This is a genomic window from Mycobacterium sp. NGS59 (assembly GCF_059812345.1).
On the sequence record NZ_JCALCN010000002.1, the window covers coordinates 397,746 to 414,565 of the forward strand.

General features: G+C 65.8%; 18 protein-coding genes. 12 read left to right on the forward strand and 6 right to left on the reverse strand.

Going from position 1 to position 16,820, the window contains the following annotated elements; all coding sequences use genetic code 11:
• The first annotated feature begins 87 nt into the window (after positions 1-87).
• On the forward strand, positions 88-789 hold the full coding sequence (locus AC5Y46_RS04455) for a TetR/AcrR family transcriptional regulator (RefSeq protein WP_499946892.1): 702 nt from the start codon (positions 88-90) through the stop codon (positions 787-789).
• Here the strand turns inward: AC5Y46_RS04455 and AC5Y46_RS04460 are convergent.
• Positions 705-1,124 (reverse strand): Rv2576c family protein, encoded by a 420-nt coding sequence (locus AC5Y46_RS04460; RefSeq protein ID WP_499946891.1) that lies wholly within the window; start codon positions 1,122-1,124, stop codon positions 705-707. The two genes, AC5Y46_RS04455 and AC5Y46_RS04460, sit on opposite strands and share 85 nt — an antisense overlap.
• Positions 1,121-1,876, reverse strand: coding sequence for an enoyl-CoA hydratase/isomerase family protein (locus tag AC5Y46_RS04465; RefSeq protein WP_499946889.1), 756 nt, complete (start codon positions 1,874-1,876; stop codon positions 1,121-1,123). The genes AC5Y46_RS04460 and AC5Y46_RS04465 overlap by 4 nt, the downstream gene beginning before the upstream one ends.
• 111 nt (positions 1,877-1,987) lie before the next feature.
• Here AC5Y46_RS04465 and AC5Y46_RS04470 point away from each other — a divergent pair, with 111 nt between their 5' ends.
• The 6 genes from AC5Y46_RS04470 (at position 1,988) to AC5Y46_RS04495 (ending at position 6,905) form a co-directional block, all read left to right on the forward strand.
• A complete protein-coding gene (locus AC5Y46_RS04470) occupies positions 1,988-2,410 on the forward strand; it encodes a lipoprotein LpqH (RefSeq protein ID WP_499990204.1) in 423 nt (140 codons plus the stop codon).
• A gap of 87 nt (positions 2,411-2,497) precedes the next feature.
• A complete protein-coding gene (locus AC5Y46_RS04475; protein ID WP_499946887.1) occupies positions 2,498-3,688 on the forward strand; it encodes an amidohydrolase family protein in 1,191 nt (396 codons plus the stop codon).
• Positions 3,685-5,124 (forward strand): FadD3 family acyl-CoA ligase, encoded by a 1,440-nt coding sequence (locus AC5Y46_RS04480; RefSeq protein WP_499946886.1) that lies wholly within the window; start codon positions 3,685-3,687, stop codon positions 5,122-5,124. Before AC5Y46_RS04475 ends, AC5Y46_RS04480 begins: the two co-directional genes overlap by 4 nt.
• A gap of 317 nt (positions 5,125-5,441) precedes the next feature.
• Positions 5,442-6,014, forward strand: coding sequence for an Rv1363c family protein (locus AC5Y46_RS04485; RefSeq protein WP_499946885.1), 573 nt, complete (start codon positions 5,442-5,444; stop codon positions 6,012-6,014).
• A 67-nt stretch (positions 6,015-6,081) separates the two neighbouring features.
• Positions 6,082-6,711 (forward strand): fatty-acid--CoA ligase, encoded by a 630-nt coding sequence (locus tag AC5Y46_RS04490; RefSeq protein ID WP_499946884.1) that lies wholly within the window; start codon positions 6,082-6,084, stop codon positions 6,709-6,711.
• A gap of 8 nt (positions 6,712-6,719) precedes the next feature.
• Positions 6,720-6,905: a (2Fe-2S)-binding protein gene (locus tag AC5Y46_RS04495; protein ID WP_499946883.1), complete on the forward strand. Its 186-nt coding sequence runs from the start codon at positions 6,720-6,722 to the stop codon at positions 6,903-6,905.
• On the opposite strand, the gene AC5Y46_RS04500 is transcribed toward AC5Y46_RS04495, so the two are convergent.
• Positions 6,899-8,563, reverse strand: a complete 1,665-nt coding sequence (locus AC5Y46_RS04500) for an alpha-keto acid decarboxylase family protein (RefSeq protein ID WP_499946882.1) — start codon at positions 8,561-8,563, stop codon at positions 6,899-6,901. The genes AC5Y46_RS04495 and AC5Y46_RS04500 overlap by 7 nt on opposite strands.
• 65 nt (positions 8,564-8,628) lie before the next feature.
• On the opposite strand from AC5Y46_RS04500, the gene AC5Y46_RS04505 reads away from it, so the two are divergent.
• The 3 genes from AC5Y46_RS04505 (at position 8,629) to AC5Y46_RS04515 (ending at position 10,214) form a co-directional block, all read left to right on the forward strand.
• Positions 8,629-9,069, forward strand: a complete 441-nt coding sequence (locus tag AC5Y46_RS04505; RefSeq protein ID WP_499946881.1) for an SRPBCC family protein — start codon at positions 8,629-8,631, stop codon at positions 9,067-9,069.
• A 204-nt stretch (positions 9,070-9,273) separates the two neighbouring features.
• Positions 9,274-9,726, forward strand: a complete 453-nt coding sequence (locus AC5Y46_RS04510; RefSeq protein ID WP_499946880.1) for an SRPBCC family protein — start codon at positions 9,274-9,276, stop codon at positions 9,724-9,726.
• A gap of 53 nt (positions 9,727-9,779) precedes the next feature.
• Entirely contained in the window at positions 9,780-10,214 is a 435-nt protein-coding gene (locus AC5Y46_RS04515) for an SRPBCC family protein (RefSeq protein WP_499946879.1), read from the forward strand.
• On the opposite strand, the gene AC5Y46_RS04520 is transcribed toward AC5Y46_RS04515, so the two are convergent.
• Positions 10,211-11,380: a pyridoxal phosphate-dependent aminotransferase gene (locus tag AC5Y46_RS04520; RefSeq protein WP_499946878.1), complete on the reverse strand. Its 1,170-nt coding sequence runs from the start codon at positions 11,378-11,380 to the stop codon at positions 10,211-10,213. The genes AC5Y46_RS04515 and AC5Y46_RS04520 overlap by 4 nt on opposite strands.
• Before the next feature lie 461 nt (positions 11,381-11,841).
• On the opposite strand from AC5Y46_RS04520, the gene AC5Y46_RS04525 reads away from it, so the two are divergent.
• Positions 11,842-13,053, forward strand: coding sequence for an acetyl-CoA C-acetyltransferase (locus AC5Y46_RS04525; protein WP_499946877.1), 1,212 nt, complete (start codon positions 11,842-11,844; stop codon positions 13,051-13,053).
• A 4-nt stretch (positions 13,054-13,057) separates the two neighbouring features.
• A complete protein-coding gene (locus AC5Y46_RS04530; protein ID WP_499990208.1) occupies positions 13,058-15,202 on the forward strand; it encodes a 3-hydroxyacyl-CoA dehydrogenase NAD-binding domain-containing protein in 2,145 nt (714 codons plus the stop codon).
• A 70-nt stretch (positions 15,203-15,272) separates the two neighbouring features.
• Here the strand turns inward: AC5Y46_RS04530 and AC5Y46_RS04535 are convergent, their stop codons facing one another.
• On the reverse strand, positions 15,273-15,878 hold the full coding sequence (locus AC5Y46_RS04535; protein WP_499990210.1) for a class I SAM-dependent methyltransferase: 606 nt from the start codon (positions 15,876-15,878) through the stop codon (positions 15,273-15,275).
• 8 nt (positions 15,879-15,886) lie between these two features.
• The gene (locus AC5Y46_RS04540; protein WP_499945571.1) at positions 15,887-16,747 is read right to left on the reverse strand and encodes an LLM class F420-dependent oxidoreductase; all 861 of its coding nucleotides are present in this window, start codon (positions 16,745-16,747) and stop codon (positions 15,887-15,889) included.
• Positions 16,748-16,820 lie beyond the last annotated feature (73 nt).

A 16,820-nucleotide genomic window follows, 5' to 3' on the forward strand; every position in this document is an offset into this window, starting at 1 on the left:
GGTATTGTCGCGGTCAAGGTTCACACGCCCGGTCCGGGCGGCCCGCTCGCTACGATCAGCTCGACGCACGGAAGACGGGGTAACGGCATGACATCGGCCCGCAGGATCGGGGCGCCGGACGCGAAGAATCGCGGCTTGCTGCTCGACGCGGCCGAACAGTTGATGATCGAAGAGGGCTACGCCGCGGTGACGTCGCGACGGCTGGCTCACAAGGCCGGACTCAAGCCACAACTGGTGCACTACTACTTCCGCAAGATGGACGACCTGTTCCTGGCCGTCTTTCGGCGGCGCGCCGAGGAGGGGCTGCAAGCGCAGGCGCAGCTGCTGCGGTTGCCGCAGCCGTTGTGGGCGCTGTGGCGATTCGGCACCGATCCCGCCTTCACCCGCATCTCGATGGAGTTCATGGCGCTGGCTAATCACCGCAAGGAGATGCGAGCCGAAATCGCGTACTACGCCGATCGTTTCCGCGAGGAACAACGTCAGGTGGTGGCGGCTGCCCTGCGACGTTACGAGGTGGACACCGACTTCGTTCCGCCGGTGGTGTTCACCGTGCTGATGACCAGCTTGTCCCGTTTCCTGGTGCTCGAGCAGGCGATGGGTATGTCGGGCGGACACCTCGAGACGCTCGAATTCGTCGAGGATCACCTACGGCGGTTGGAAGGGGAACCTCAGCCGATTGCGGAGATTTCTCCGACGTGGGTGGTTCACCAGCTCCGGATCGAGCAGAGCACACCTCTGGGTCCGTCCTTGGACACGACGACCGACCCGTCCACCGACAGCTCGCAGTGAAACTCCGGCGTGCTGGGCTCGGTGCCGGTGTTGACGACGACCATCGCCCAGTACTCGGGCTTGGCGAGATTCAGTTCGAAGCTCCACGGTTTGCCCGGAGCGATGTCGACCTGGACATTCGGCGTGAAGCGGTAGGGATCGTGGCTGTAATCGGCGAAAGTCGGCGGTTCTTGGTCGATGTAATAGATGTTGGCGTAGATCGGATTCTTCGCGTTGATGGTGTATTTGACGTGATGCATGATCGGGTCGTCGGCGAGTGCCCGTCCGGTGCTCACCGACAAGCCCGCAATCCCGACCAAGATCGCCGAGCCCACGCACACCAACCGGTACATCATGTCGCTCCTCGAGCCTCGGGGCGCGGACTGGCCGTGCGATTCGTTACCTGCTCCGCGGCCCGCCAGTGTGCGTCGGCAACCCAAAGCCGCGCAAAGGATGCTATCGCCTCGTCGGGTGAAACTCCGCTGATTACGCGCTTTATTTCGGTCGCCGGTTGCCGGGCCAACGACTGCGCGATCGATCGCCAGCCCTCATCGAACGACGCGCGGGGCAGCACTCGATCCACTAGGCCGATCCGCTCGGCCTCGACGGCGTCGAGGGCAGCCCCGCCGCCCGCCAGCAGCAGCGCCCGGCCCTTTCCCACGAGCGCGGCCAGTCGTTCGGCGCCGCCCCAGGCCGGCATGATTTCCAGCGCCACCTGGTTGAAGGCGATCTTGATGTCGTCGGCGGCCACCCGGATGTCGGCGGCGACGGCCACTTCGGCACCGCCTCCGAAGGCGTGGCCGTTCAGCGCGGCGATGACCGGGGCAGGGAAGCTCGCGATCTGATCGCAGATCGACCGCATCCGTTTGGCCATCGCCGAAGCGTCCTCCTCGGTCCGCAGCGCGCTGAGCTCCTTCAGGTCGCCGCCCGACACGAATGCCCGGTCACCGGCGCCTTTGATGACCAGGGCGCGAGCCCCCGCGGCCGCATCGAGCGCTGTTTCCAACTGCTGCATGGTGTCCAACGCGATGGCGTTGCGCGCGTGCGGGCGATCGATAGTGATGACCGCAACGCCGGTGCCGGATTCGTCGACCTCCAGGTCCACCATGCCGAAAGCTCCTTGGCCCAAGACGACTGATATTGGCATTCTCTATTTGGGAGAATAACATCATCGCTGCAGGCCGAAGATCTTTCCGCAGCGGAGGATGGAGGTGATTGGATGCGTCGCCCAGTCGTGGCTGCTGCTGCCGCGCTCGCCGCGGGCGCGTTGAGCGCTTGCACTTCGTCGTCGCCGCAAACGCCGCTCGTCGGCCAGGCCTCCGTCACGGTTAACGGGGTCGAGGCGAAGTTCGACGTCGTCAAATGCACTCAGGTGCAGTGGTACCGGACGATACATATCGGCGGCAAACTCGCCGGGGCCACCGTCGTCGTGGATGGGCGTGCGGCGCGGGCAGTCGCGGAGTCCGTGCGCATCCAAGACGTGGGCGGCTTCACGGGCATGTATTCGCAAGGCACCGGCGACGCGGCAACGACTCGCTTCGACGGCAGTTCATACCTGATCACCGGCGTTGCGGCTGGCGCTCCCACCGCGCGACCCAACGAACCGACGACTGCGGACTTCAAGGTCAACGTGAAGTGCTGACCGCACCGCGTCCTGACGAGGTCGGGTGCTCGTTGCGGATGACGAGGTGAGAGAATATGATTCTCACTAATTGCGAAGGAGGATTTCATGGGTCAGTTGTCGCATCGAGTCGATGTCCCGTTTCCAATCTTTGACGCGGACAACCACCTCTACGAGCCGCCGGAGGCGCTGACCAAGTTCCTGCCCAAGGAATACAAGAACCACGTCCAGTACGTGCAGGTCAACGGGCGCACCAAGATCGCGATCCGCGGCCAGATCAGTAACTACATTCCCAACCCGACCTTCGAAGTGGTCGCCAAGCCAGGAGCCTGGGAGGAGTACTTCAAGTACGGCAACCCCGAAGGCAAGACGAAGCGCGAGTTGTTCGGCGAGCCGATGCGCGCCATCCCGGCCTTCTTCGAGCCGGCGCCGCGCCTGGAGGTGATGAACGAGCTGGGTCTGGACAAGACCCTGATGTTCCCGACGCTGGCCAGCCTGCTCGAGGAGCGGCTGTCGGACGACCCTGTTGCCATCCACGTCCTGGTCCATGCGCTCAATGAGTGGCTCGACGAAGTCTGGGGCTTCAACTACCAGAACCGCATCTTCACCACCCCGGTGATCACCCTGCCGATCGTGGAGAAGGCGATCGAGGAGCTGGAGTGGGCGGTCAAGCGCGGTGCCCGCTGCATCCTGGTTCGCCCGGCGCCGGTCCCCGGCTTCCGCGGGCCCCGGTCGTTCGCGTTGCCCGAGTTCGACCCGTTCTGGGAGCGAGTCGTCGAGTACGACGTGCTGGTCGGTATGCACTCGAGCGACAGTGGCTACTCCCGGTACACCTCCGAATGGGACGGTGCCAGCGCCGAGATGCTGCCGTTCCAGACCAACGCGATGGGCATCCTCAACGAATGGCGGCCGATCCAGGATTCGGTGGGATCGTGGGTGATCCACGGTGCGCTCTATCGCCACCCGAAGCTGAAGGTCGCGATCGTCGAGGCAGGGTCGAAGTGGATGACGCCGTTGTTGGACGGTCTGGCCGAGGTCTTCCGAAAGGCGCCGGAGGCTTTCCCGAGCGACCCGGTGGAGATGGTCAAAAACCGGATCTACGTCAGCCCGTTCTTCGAGGACGGCATCGACGATCTGGTCAATCTTGTTGGTGTGGACCAGGTTCTGTACGGCTCGGACTGGCCCCATCCTGAGGGGTTGGCGGAACCGACCTACTACATCGAGGCGCTGTCGCACCTGTCGTCAGACGACCAGGCGAAGATCATGGGCGGCAACCTCGCCCGGCTCGTCACGGTGTGACAGACCCGCAACACTGGCAGACCATCCCCGAGATGGTCTTGAGCGCGGCGGACCGCTTCGGCGATGCGGAAGCGGTCGTCGACGGTCCGCTGCGCTACACCTTCACTGAACTTGTTCAGCTTATTCGTTGTGCTGCAGGTGCTTTCGCTGATCTAGGTATCGGCAAAGGCGACCGGGTCGCCCTCTGGGCGCCCAACTCGGCCGAGTGGATCATCGCGGCGTTCGGACTGCTGACCGCCGGCGGCGTGCTGGTGCCGGTCAACACGCGGTTCAAAGCCGAGGAGGCCGGCGACGTCATCGTTCGCAGCGGGGTGAAGGCCGTGCTGGTGCAGAAGGGATTTCTGGCTCAGGACTACACCGCGCCAGCAGGCATTCCGGTCATCGACCTGCGCTCCGATTTCCTTTCCAGCGGTTCGCCGTTCGAACAAGCGGTGAGCGGCACCGACATCTCCGACATCATCTTCACCTCCGGAACAACCGGCCGGCCGAAGGGCGCGATGATGAATCACGCTCAGACGCTGCGCATGTACGAGGAGTGGGCGACGCTCGCTGACCTGCGCCAGGGCGATCGCTACCTGCAGATCAACCCGTATTTCCACACGTTCGGGCTGAAGGCCGGCCTCATCACGTCCTTCCTGCGCGGGGCAACGATGCTGCCGGTGCCGGTTTTCAATATCGACACCGTGGTGGATCTCGTTGCGCGGGAACGGATCACGATGCTGCCCGGACCCCCGACGCTGTACCACTCGCTCTTGACGGTCGGAGACAAAGCCAAGTTGTCGACACTGCGCGCGGGTGTAACCGGTGCCGCCGACATCCCCGTCGAACTGGTCCGGCGCATCCATGGCGAGCTGCCGTTCGAGACGTTGATGACCGGCTACGGGTTGACCGAGGCCGGTAACGTGACGCTGTCCCGGCCGGGCGACTGCTTCGAGGCCGTCGCCACCACCGCCGGTCTGCCGTGCGACGGGGTCGAGGTGCGCATCGCCGAGGACGGCGAGGTTCTGGTCCGTGGGTACGGAGTCATGCAGGGCTACCTTGACGATCCGGTTGCCACCGCAGAGGCCATCGACGGCGACGGGTGGCTGCACACCGGAGATCTGGGCGACTTCGACGACTCGGGCCGCCTGCGCATCGTCGGCCGGAAGAAGGACATGTTCATCGTGGGCGGGTTCAACGCCTACCCGGCCGAGATCGAGGGGTTCCTGCTCAAGCACCCGGCGATTTCGCAGGTTGCGGTGATCGGTGCCCCGGACGAACGGCTCGGACAGGTCGGCAAGGCGTTCGTGGTGCGCAATGGTCCCGTCGAGGCCGAGGAGCTGATCGAGTGGTGCCGGGACCGGATGGCGGGGTTCAAGGTGCCCCGTTTGGTGGAGTTCATCGACGCACTGCCGATGAACGCGACCGGCAAGGTGGTCAAGGACCTGCTCCGCTGACCTTCGTCGGGGTCTCGGCTGCCCATCTGGTCCCGTGCGATCGTCGTGGCGAGTAGGGTTTGGCCACAGCCGGCGTCCGTCCCAGCCTGGCGGATTCCGCACGGAATCGGCGTCGAGCGACAGATTGGAGCGGTTGCCCAACACGGTCGGTGGCTCACAGCCTGCTTGTCACCGACGGGCAACCCGTGGAGGAGTGCCAGATTGAGCGAGCAATCTCGTTCTCGAGCCGGCGAGTGGGGGGTGGCGGCATTCGCCGGGATGCCGTCAGCACGAAATTGCCTGCGCTGAACAACGGCAGGTCGCATACCACGGCAAAAATGCGCTCCGCGGCCCAGGCGGCCGAGGCGGAAACCACAGCAACGGGCGAACCGTCGCGGCGCCGAGCCGGCGGTCTGCGTCGGCCGAATCTGTCGGCCGGTGCCGCGGCGGCGGCCGTCTTCGTCAGCCTTTTCGCGATCGGGGCCAGCGTCGAGATGTCCGTGCTACACCAGAACGCGGTCCGGACGCGGCGGCAAGTGGCGGAGTTCGACGCGGCCGCGCGGCACGGTGTCGTCACACTGACCTCACTCGACTACGGCCACGCAAAGCAAGGCGTGCAGCGCATCCTTGACGTCTCCACCGGTACGTTCAAGGCAGACTTCCTGAAGACGGCGGACGAGTTCACCAAGACCCTCGAAGAGTCGCAGCTGAGATCGGAGGGAACCGTGCAGGCCAGCGCGGTGGAACTGGACACGATGACCGAATACTCCGCAGTAGTGCTGGTGGCGTGCACCTCGAGAATCACGAATGTTGCTGGCGCCAAACAGGATCCACGAAAGGACCGGCTGATCGTGACGATGACCCGCGAGGGCGGGCAGCTCAAGATGTCGAACGTGGAGTATGTGCCGTGATGGCTGAGCAGACGTCGGCCATACCCGCGCCGGCTTGCGCGGCACGCGGCGATGAGGAGGAGTGTCAGTGACAGAGGGCGACATTCACTCGATGGTGATCGCGTCGGACTACCGGATTCCGGACCCGGCCAAGGTGTGGCCGTTGCTCGAGCGCCGCAAGGCGGCGCTGGCCGACATCGGTGCCCACCACGTGCTGGTGTACACCTCAACCCACGACCACGGCCGCGTGCTGGTGATGATCGGCGTGCACAGCCGTGAGCCGATCGTAGAGTTGCTGCGATCGCGGGTGTTTTTCGAATGGTTCGACGCCGTCGGGGTCGACGACATCCCGGCGGTCTTCGCCGGCGAGATCGTGGACAGGTTCGTCCCGGAGTCTCCGCCGGTGGCCCCGAAGGCGCCGGGCGTCGTGGTCGCCGCGTTCGCGTCGGTGGACAGTGTGACGACGCTGCACACCGAGGTAGGTCTCGCCATGGATCGGTTCACCGCGGCGGGGATCCGGAAGACCTGGGTCTTCCAAGCTTTCGACGACCCGCATGAGGTGCTGATCCTGCAGGAGTTCACCGACGAGGACAGCGCCCGGGAATGGATCGAGCATCCGGATGCGGCGGCTCAGTGGCTGAGCGGAGTCGGGATCGGTGCGTACCCGCCGTTGTTCGTCGGCCGGTATCTCGACATGATGCGAATCGGGACGGACTGACCGGCGCGATGTATGTGTGCCTGTGCAACGGCATCACCAGCCAGATGGTCGCCGAAGCGGTGACGTCGGGCGCATCGACCAGCAAGGAGGTCGCGGCCGCGTGCGGCGCCGGCGCCGACTGCGGACGCTGCCGGCGCACCGTGCGCGCGATCATCGCGTCGGCCAACAGCGATCGCCATCGTCTCGCTCAGTGATCTTGAGGCTGCATCGGCCCGACGAGTTGGGCGAGCAGGGGCGGGATTTCCAGGCGCGGCAACACCACTTCGACGAACACCATGCGGTCCTGGTGTTCGGCGGCCGCGGTCAGTGCGTCGTCGAGTTCGCCGTAGGTGTGCGCCCGGAAGGTCAGATGATTGGTCACCCCCAACGTGTTGGGGACATCGGTCCATCGCCAGGCCACGATGTCGTTGTAGGGGGCGGTCTCGCCGTGAATCGCGCGTTCGACGGTGTACCCGTCGTTGTTGACCACCACGATCACCGGGGACAGGCCTTCCCGGGAGAAGCTGCCGAGTTCCTGCACGGTCAACTGCGCGGCACCGTCACCGATCAGCAACACCGTCCTGCGGTCCGGATGCGCCACCGCCGCCCCGAAGGCGGCGGGCAACGTGTAACCGATCGAACCCCACAGGGGTTGACCGATGAAGGTGACGCCCTGGGGCAGCACGTGGTCGGCCATGCCGTAGAAGCACGTCCCCTGATCGGCCAGCACGACGTTGCCCGGGGTGAGCGCGGAGCACAACCGGTCCCACAGCATCGGTTGGGTGAGCGGCTCGTCGCGTCCCGGTGTCGGTGCCGGCGCCGGAGTCGGTGGCGCCACCACGGCCGCTGACTTGACGCCCCGCTCGGTCAGGATCGTGGTCAGCGCCTGCAGGGCGGCGGCCATTTCCAGCGGGGCGAACACGTCGTCGCCCACGCTGCTCTGATACTGGCCGACATCGATGGTTCGGGCTGGGTCGATGCGCTGGCTGAAGAAGCCGCTGACCATGTCGGTGAACACCACCCCGGCGGTCACCAGCACCGGCGCCTCCTCGATGGCCGTCCGAACCCGTTGCGCGCTGGCCGCACCCGCGTAGATACCGAGGAAGTTGGGGGAGCTCTCGTCGAGCAGGCTCTTGCCCCACATCAATGTCGCATGCGGAACCGTATCTGCCGCCAACAGCGCCTCGAGCTCGTCGACCGCGTGCAGTCGGTGCACCAGCAGATCGGCCAGCACGGTCAGTTGGTGGTCGCCGATCAGTTTGGCGGCGGCTTCGGCGAACATGGCCAGTGCCCGCGGACTGGTGCCGCCGGTGTATTGGGCCAACGGAGCCGTCGGCGGTTCGGTGGGAAAGCGTGCGACGTCGGTGGACATCAGGATGTATCCGGGACGCTTTTGCTCCCGAACTTCTTCGAGCACCCGGTCGATCTCGCGGCAGGCCGTCGCGGGCATGAGATTGGCTTGCGCACATGTGATTTCACGACTGATACGCAAGAAGTGCTCGAAGTCGCCGTCGCCGAGCGAATGGTGCAGCGCCCGGCGGGTGGCCTGAGCATCCTTGGACGGTCCTCCCGCGATGTGCACGACCGGCACGTGCTCGGCGTAGCTGCCGGCGATCGCATTGGTGGCTGACAGTTCGCCGACGCCGAATGTCGTTACCACAGCGGACATTCCGCGGAGCCTGCCGTACCCGTCGGCGGCGTAGCCGGCGTTGAGCTCGTTGGCGTTGCCGACCCAGCGCAGCTCGGGGTGGGCCACGATGTGGTCGAGGAACGCCAGGTTGTAGTCGCCGGGTACGCCGAAGATCTCCGTGACGCCGAGTTCGGAGAGGCGGTCGAGGAGGTAGTCCCCGACGGTGTAGACGGGATCATTCACCCACCCGACGTTACGCCGGAAAGAGACTATTCCCGCCGGGGCACGACCGCGATATGGTGCGGGCCATGGCAATCAAAGAATCTCGCGACGTCGTCATCGAAGCCAGTCCGGAGGAGATCCTGGATGTCATCGCCGATTTCGAAGCGATGCCCGAGTGGTCCGAACCGCATCAGAGCGCACAGATCCTGGAGACCGGTGACGACGGACGTCCCAGCAAGGTGAAGATGAAGGTGAAGACCGCCGGCATCACCGACGAGCAGGTGGTCGCCTACACCTGGAGCGGCAACGAGGTGAGCTGGACGCTGGTCAGCTCCGGTCAGCAGAAGTCGCAGGACGGCAAATACACCTTGATTCCCAAAGGGAACGACACGTTGGTGAAGATGGAGATCAGCGTCGACCCCAATGTGCCGCTGCCCGGGTTCGTGCTGAAGCGGGCTGTCAAGGGCACCATCGACTCGGCGACCAAGGAGTTGCGCAACCGAGTGCTGAAGGTGAAAAAAGGCTAGTAACAACGTCGTTGGGAGCGCGGTCACGGTCCGCGGCCCCTGCGCACGGTGTCGAGCAGGCTTTTTCGCTTTTCGCGCATACCCCCCCTACGCTGGTCGGGCCACCGTCTGCCGGCACCACGCCGCTCGACGAAATCGGCTGGTAACAGACAATTTCCTGCAACAGCGCCCCAGGTGATGTCGTCGTTGCTAGCTTTGGTGACGGTGGCCGTAAAAGCATCGCGAGAATTCGTCATCGATGCGCCCCAGGAAGTGGTCATGGAGGCGCTGGCAGACGTTGGTGCGCTGACTTCCTGGTCGCCGCTGCACAAGAACGTCGAGATCCTCGACTACTACCCCGACGGCCGGCCGCACCACGTGAAGGCGACGATCAAAATCCTGGGATTGGTCGACAAAGAGATCCTCGAGTATCACTGGGGCCCGGACTGGGTGGTCTGGGACGCCGGCAAAACCGCTCAGCAGCACGGCCAACACGTCGAGTACAACCTCACCCCCGAGGGTCTCGACAAGACCCGGGTCCGCTTCGACATCACTGTCGAGCCGGCTGGGCCGATTCCCGGATTCATCGTCAGGCGGGCCAGTGAGCATGTCTTGGACGCCGCGGCCAAGGCGCTGCGCGAGCAGGTGATGGGTGGCGCGACCGAGCCGGACCCGTAGTTGGGTGGCGCGTTGACTCCTGCCCGACCTATTGATTGCTAGTTTGGGCAGCAGTGGCCATACAAGCATCGAGCGAAGTGGTTGTCGACGCGCCGCCGGACGTGATCATGGACGCGCTCGCCGACATGGACGCAGTGCCGTCCTGGTCTTCGGTACACAAGAAGGCCGAAGTCGTCGATACCTGGCCCGACGGCCGTCCCCGCCATGTCAAGGTCACCATCAAGGTGGTCGGCATCGTCGACAAGGAGTTGCTCGAATATCACTGGGGACCGGACTGGATGGTGTGGGACGCCACCAGGACGCTGCAGCAGCACGCCCAGCATGGGGAATACAACCTCACCCGCGAAGGTCCGGACAAGACGCGGGTGCGGTTCACTCTCACGGTCGAACCTTCGGCGCCGCTACCGGAGTTCCTGGTCAACCGGGCCCGCAAGAAGATCCTGCATTCCGCTCTGGAGGGGCTGCGTCAGCGGGTGATGGAAGGTTAACCGGCCAGCGCCGCCAGCCGCTTGATGGCCTCGTCCAGGGTCGCGTCGCGCTTGCAGAAGGCGAAGCGCACCAGGTGATTCCACAGTTCGTTGTGCGGGGCGGCCGGGTCGCAGAACGCCGACATCGGGATCGCGGCGACGCCCACCTTTTCCGGTAGCGCGGCACAGAACGCCGTGCTGTCGTCGTATCCGAGTGGGCGCGGGTCCGCGCACAGGAAGTAGGTGCCGTAGCTGTCGTGCACCGCGAACCCGACGTCGGCCAGCCCAGTGGCCAGCCTGTTGCGCTTGGCCTGCAACGAGACCCGCAGCGCGGCCACCCAGTCGTCCTGGGTGTCCAGCGCCAGGGCTACCGCGGGCTGGAACGGCGCCCCGCCGACGTAGCTCAGATATTGTTTGGCCGCACGCAAACCGGCGATGAGATGTGCTGGGCCGCAAGCCCATCCGATCTTCCATCCGGTGCAGTTGAACATCTTGGCCGCACTCGAGATGGTGACGGTGCGTTCGGCCATGCCGTCGAAGCCGGCCAGCGGCAGATGCCGGCGGTCGTCGTAGACCAGGTGCTCGTAGACCTCGTCGGTGATCACCAGAAGGTCTGCGGCTACCGCGATCTCGGCGATCGCCGCCAACTCGGGGACGCTCAGCACGACGCCGGTCGGGTTGTGCGGGGTGTTGACGATCAGGGCTTTGGTGCGGGGTGTCACGGCGCGGCGCAGAGCGTCGGCGTCCAGGGCGAAACCGGTGCCGTCGGCGGTTAACGGGACGGGCACCCGGTGCGCGCCCGCCATCGCGACCACCGGGGAGTAGGAGTCGTAGAACGGTTCGATCAGCAGCACCTCGGAGCCGGGCTCGACGAGTCCGAGCACCGCCGCGGCGATGGCTTCGGTGGCTCCGACGGTGACCAGGATCTCGGTGTCGGGGTCGTACTCGATTCCGAAGTGCCGCTGTCGCTGGGCGGCGATGGCCTGCCGCAGGGCCGGGATTCCCGGGCCGGGCGGGTACTGGTTGACGCCTTGCGCGATGGCATCCTGGGCCGCCCGCAGCATTTCCGGGGGGCCGTCCTCGTCGGGGAAGCCCTGCCCGAGGTTGACCGCCCCGATCCGCGCCGCCAGCGCCGACATCTCGGCGAACACCGTGGTCGCGTAGGGCTGCAGCCGCGGGACGGTCATGGCAGTCGAGCTTAGGCGCGCTCGTTTTCCCGTCGAGTTTGCGGCTAGGCGCACGTTGGGTGTCGCGGCCGGGCGCCGAACGTCACGCTAGCGTGGCGCCGGGCGTCGAACGTCACGCCAGCGTGGCGCTGGGCGGGCGAGGACGCCCGTTTTCTTGTCGAGTGCGCGGCCCGCCGCGCACTCGCGCGGTGGCCGGGCGTCGAACGTCACGCTAGCGTGGCGCCGCGCGCCGAACGTCACGCTAGCGTGGCGCCGCGCGCCGAACGTCACGCTAGCGTGACGCCGGGCGGGCGAACGTGACGCTGGGCGAGCCGAACGTGACGCTGGGCGGGCGAGGATGCCGTTGACCAGCGAACTCCCTCCCAACCAACAGGTTGGCCGACGGCCCTGTTAGGGTGCGAGTACTGGACCTAGTCTGTGAGACGGATCCGAACCCTCCCTTTTTGGAACAGGAAATCGATATGTCCGAAGAAGCCTTCATCTACGAGGCCATCCGCACACCGCGCGGCAAGCAGCGCAATGGGTCGCTGAACGAAGTCAAGCCGCTGAACCTGGTCGTCGGCCTGATCGAGGAGCTGCGCAAACGCAACCCCGACCTGGACGAGAACCTGATCAGCGACGTCATCCTGGGCTGCGTCTCGCCGGTCGGCGACCAGGGCGGCGACATCGCCCGCGCCGCGGTCCTGGCATCGGGCATGCCCGTCACCGCCGGCGGCGTCCAACTGAACCGGTTCTGCGCGTCCGGCCTCGAGGCCGTCAACACCGCCGCGCAGAAGGTGCGCTCGGGCTGGGATGACCTGGTGCTGGCCGGTGGCGTGGAGTCGATGAGCCGGGTCCCGATGGGATCCGACGGCGGCGCGATGGGCCTGGACCCGGCGACCAACTACGACGTGATGTTCGTCCCGCAGGGCATCGGCGCCGACCTGATCGCCACCACCGAGGGCTTCTCCCGCGACGACGTCGACAACTACGCGCTGCGCAGCCAGGAGAAGGCGGCCGAGGCGTGGTCGGGCGGTTACTTCGCCAAGTCGGTGGTGCCGGTCCGCGACCAGAACGGTCTGCTGATCCTCGACCACGACGAGCACATGCGGCCCGACACCACCAAGGAAGGCCTGGGCAAGCTCAAGCCGGCCTTCGAGGCGCTGGCGGCCATGGGCGGATTCGACGACGTGGCGCTGCAGAAGTACCACTACGTCGAGAAGATCAACCACGTCCACACCGGCGGCAACAGCTCCGGGATCGTCGACGGCGCCGCCCTGGTGATGATCGGCTCGGAGAAGGCGGGGGCAGCCATCAACGCGACCCCGCGGGCGCGCATCGTCGCCACCGCCACCAGCGGCGCCGACCCGGTGATCATGCTGACCGGCCCGACACCGGCCACCAAGAAGGTGCTCGACCGGGCGGGACTGACCGTCGACGACATCGACCTGTTCGAGCTCAACGAGGCGTTCGCGTCGGTGGTGCTGAAGTTCCAGAAGGACCTGAACATCCCCGACGAGAAGCTCAACGTCAACGGCGGCGCCATCGCGATGGGTCACCCGTTGGGAGCCACCGGGGCGATGATCCTGGGCACCATGGTCGACGAGTTGGAGCGCCGCAACGCCCAGCGCGCCCTGGTCACGTTGTGTATTGGCGGCGGCATGGGTGTCGCGACGATCATCGAGAGGGTTTGAGCACATGGCCGACAACGCAATTCAGTGGGACACCGATGACGACGGCATCGTCACGCTGACCCTGGACGACCCATCGGGGTCGGCCAACGTGATGAACGAGAACTACATCGAGTCGATGGGCAAGACGGTGGATCGTCTTGTCGCCGAGAAGGATTCGATTACCGGTGTGGTGATCACCAGCGCGAAGAAGACCTTCTTCGCCGGCGGCGACGTCAAGAGCATGATTCAGATCGGGCCCGAAAACGCCGGTGAGGCATTCGATCTGGTCGAAAACGTCAAGAAGCAACTGCGCACGCTGGAGACCCTCGGCAAGCCGGTGGTCGCAGCGCTCAACGGAGCGGCGCTGGGTGGCGGCCTGGAGATCGCGCTGGCCTGCCATCACCGCATCGCGGCCGATGTGAAGGGATCGCAGTTCGGCTTCCCCGAGGCGACCCTGGGTCTGCTGCCCGGCGCGGGCGGCGTCACGCGCTCGGTGCGTATGTTCGGCATCCAGAACGCCTTCGTCAACATCCTGTCGCAGGGCACCCGGTTCAAGCCGGCCAAGGCCAAGGAGCTCGGTCTGATCGACGAGCTGCTGCCGACGGTCGAGGAGCTGGTCCCGGCCGCCAAGGCCTGGATCAAGGCCAACCCCGACTCGCACGAGCAGCCGTGGGACAAGAAGGGCTACAAGATGCCCGGCGGCACCCCGTCGTCCCCGGCACTGGCGTCGATCCTGCCGTCGTTCCCGGCGCTGCTGCGCAAGCAGATCAAGGGCGCGCCGATGCCGGCACCGAAGGCGATCCTGTCCGCCGCGGTGGAGGGCGCGCAGGTGGACTTCGACACGGCCAGCCGCATTGAAAGTCGTTACTTCACCACGCTGGTCACCGGCCAGGTCGCCAAGAACATGATCCAGGCGTTCTTCTTCGACCTGCAGCACATCAACGGCGGTGGCTCGCGGCCGGACGGCATCGAGCCGGTCAAGATCAACAAGATCGGTGTGCTCGGCGCCGGCATGATGGGCGCCGGCATCGCCTATGTCTCGGCCAAGGCCGGCTACGACGTGGTGCTCAAGGACGTCAGCATCGAGGCGGCGCAGAAGGGCAAGGGGTACTCCGAGAAGCTGGAGGCCAAAGCGCTTGAGCGGGGCCGTACTTCGCAGGAGAAGAGCGACGCGTTGCTGGCGCGCATCACCCCGACCGCCGACCCAGCCGACCTCAAGGGCGTGGACTTCGTCATCGAGGCGGTCTTCGAGAACCAGGACCTCAAGCACAAGGTGTTCCAGGAGATCGAGGACATCGTCGAGCCCAACGCGTTGCTCGGGTCGAACACCTCGACGCTGCCGATCACGGGCCTGGCCACGGGTGTGAAGCGGCAGGAGGACTTCGTCGGGATTCACTTCTTCTCACCGGTCGACAAGATGCCGTTGGTCGAAATCATCAGGGGCGAAAAGACATCCGACGAGGCGCTGGCCCGGGTCTTCGACTACACCCTGGCCATCGGCAAGACCCCGATCGTGGTCAACGACAGCCGCGGCTTCTTCACCTCGCGAGTGATCGGCACCTTCGTCAATGAGGCGCTGGCGATGCTCGGTGAGGGCGTCGAACCGGCGTCGATCGAGCAGGCGGGTTCGCAGGCCGGCTACCCGGCGCCGCCGCTGCAGCTGTCGGACGAGCTGAACCTGGAGCTGATGCACAAGATCGCCGTCGCCACCCGCAAGGGCGTCGAGGATGCCGGCGGCACGTACGAGCCGCACCCGGCAGAAGCCGTGGTGGAGAAGATGATTGAGCTGGAGCGGTCCGGCCGGTTGAAGGGTGCGGGCTTCTACGAGTACCCGGAGGGCAAGCGGTCCGGGTTGTGGCCGGGCCTGCGGGAGACGTTCAAGTCGGGTTCGTCCGAACCCCCGCTGCAGGACATGATCGACCGGATGCTGTTCGCCGAGGCGCTGGAAACCCAGAAGTGCCTCGACGAGGGCGTGCTGACGTCGACCGCCGACGCCAACATCGGCTCCATCATGGGCATCGGCTTCCCGCCGTGGACCGGTGGTAGCGCGCAGTACATCGTGGGCTACGAAGGTCCGTTGGGCCAGGGTAAGGAAGCGTTCGTCGCCCGCGCCCGCGAGCTGGCGGAGCGCTACGGCGACCGCTTCCTGCCGCCGGACTCGCTGACCTGATTTCTCCCGCGAGCAGACGCAAAAGCCCCCGAAATCTGTTGATTTCGGGGGCTTTTGCGTCTGCTCGCCATTAAAAGGTGCGTTGCAGGAGGTAGTGGCGGCCGGGGTTCTTGCCGTTGTGATCCAGGGACGGTTCGTCGCCGGAGGACACCAGCGTCCAGGCGGGGGCGAAACGTCGCTGGATCTCGGGCAGGTCGATCCCACGCACTCCCGGCGAGCGACCGGGGATCATCGCCATGATGAGTAGGCGGGAGCCCGTCGTCGCCACTGCCGTGACCTCACGCACGTAGGCGTCGCGGTCGTCGTCGTTCATGCCGTGTAGGCAGCCGTTGTCGACGACCAACGCGAAGTTCCGTCCCACGCGCTCCGAGCTCAGCCGGGTGACGTCGGCGCGGACGAAGTTCACGTCGACACCGGCGGCCCCGGCTTTGACACGGGCCTTGGCGAGAGCCTGTGGCACGTAGTCCACTCCGGTCGCCTGCCATCCGTGCCGGGCCAGATAGATGGAGTTGTCGCCGGTGCCGCAGCCGATGTCGAGAGCGGCGCCGGGAGCAATTGCGTTGTCTCCGACCAGCTCTCGGAGTTTTGCTGCGATGGGGTGCCCGTCCCAAGGGACGAACCCGAGCCGGTAGAACGCCCGGTATTGCAGATGTTTGAGCCGGTGACTGAGCGCCATGACTTTGGCTACGAGGCGGCGGCGGCCAGACGACGCCACTGCTCCCGCGGGAACGACCTGGGGTCGGCTTGGAGCACCTGGACGCAGACATGATCGGCGCCGGCCGACCGGTGCTCGGCGACCCTGCGCAGGATCGCCTCCTCGTCGCCCCACACGATGAGCGCATCGAAGAGCCGATCGCTGATCTGCGACAGGTCGTCTTCGGAGAACCCGCTGCGACGCATGTTGTTGGCATAGTTCGGCATCGCCAAATAGCCGCGCAGCCAATCGGTTCCGATGCTGCGCGCCGTGTCGGCGTCGTCGGTGAGGATCGCGGTCTGCTCGGGCAACAGCAACGGTCCCTCGCCCAGCGTCGCACGCGCAGAAGCGGTGTGTTCGGGAGTGACGAGGTAGGGGTGGGCGCCGCGGGCGCGGGTCGCCGACAGCTGCAGCATCTTGGGGCCCAGCGCGGCCAGCACCCGGCTCTCGACGGGCACCGGGTGCGCTGCCGCGTCCAATTCGTCCAGGAACGAGGTCGTCGCCGCGAGCGGTTTGCGGTACCGGCCGGGATTGCCGGCGTCGATCAACGGGGCATGACTGACTCCGATGCCGAGCAGAAAACGATCCCCGTGCTCGGCGACAAGCCGGGCATGGGCTGCGGCGACATCGTCGGGGGAGTTCATCCACAGATTGAGAATTCCAGTGGCGATCACCGTGCGTTCGGTCGCAGCGAGTAGGCGTTCCACCGCCTCGAGCACCGATCCGCTGACATCCGGAATCCACAGCGCCGCGAAACCGAGTTCGTCCAATTCCGCTGCAGCGTCGGCAGCTTCGGCGGCATCACCGTAGCGCAGTTGACTGCTCCACACTCCTACACCGGACAGTTCCACTCGGCTCATCCTTTCTTCCGCGACCCTGGCTCCATGGTGCCAAACGGATAATCCCGGCTCGTGGCATGGGGCC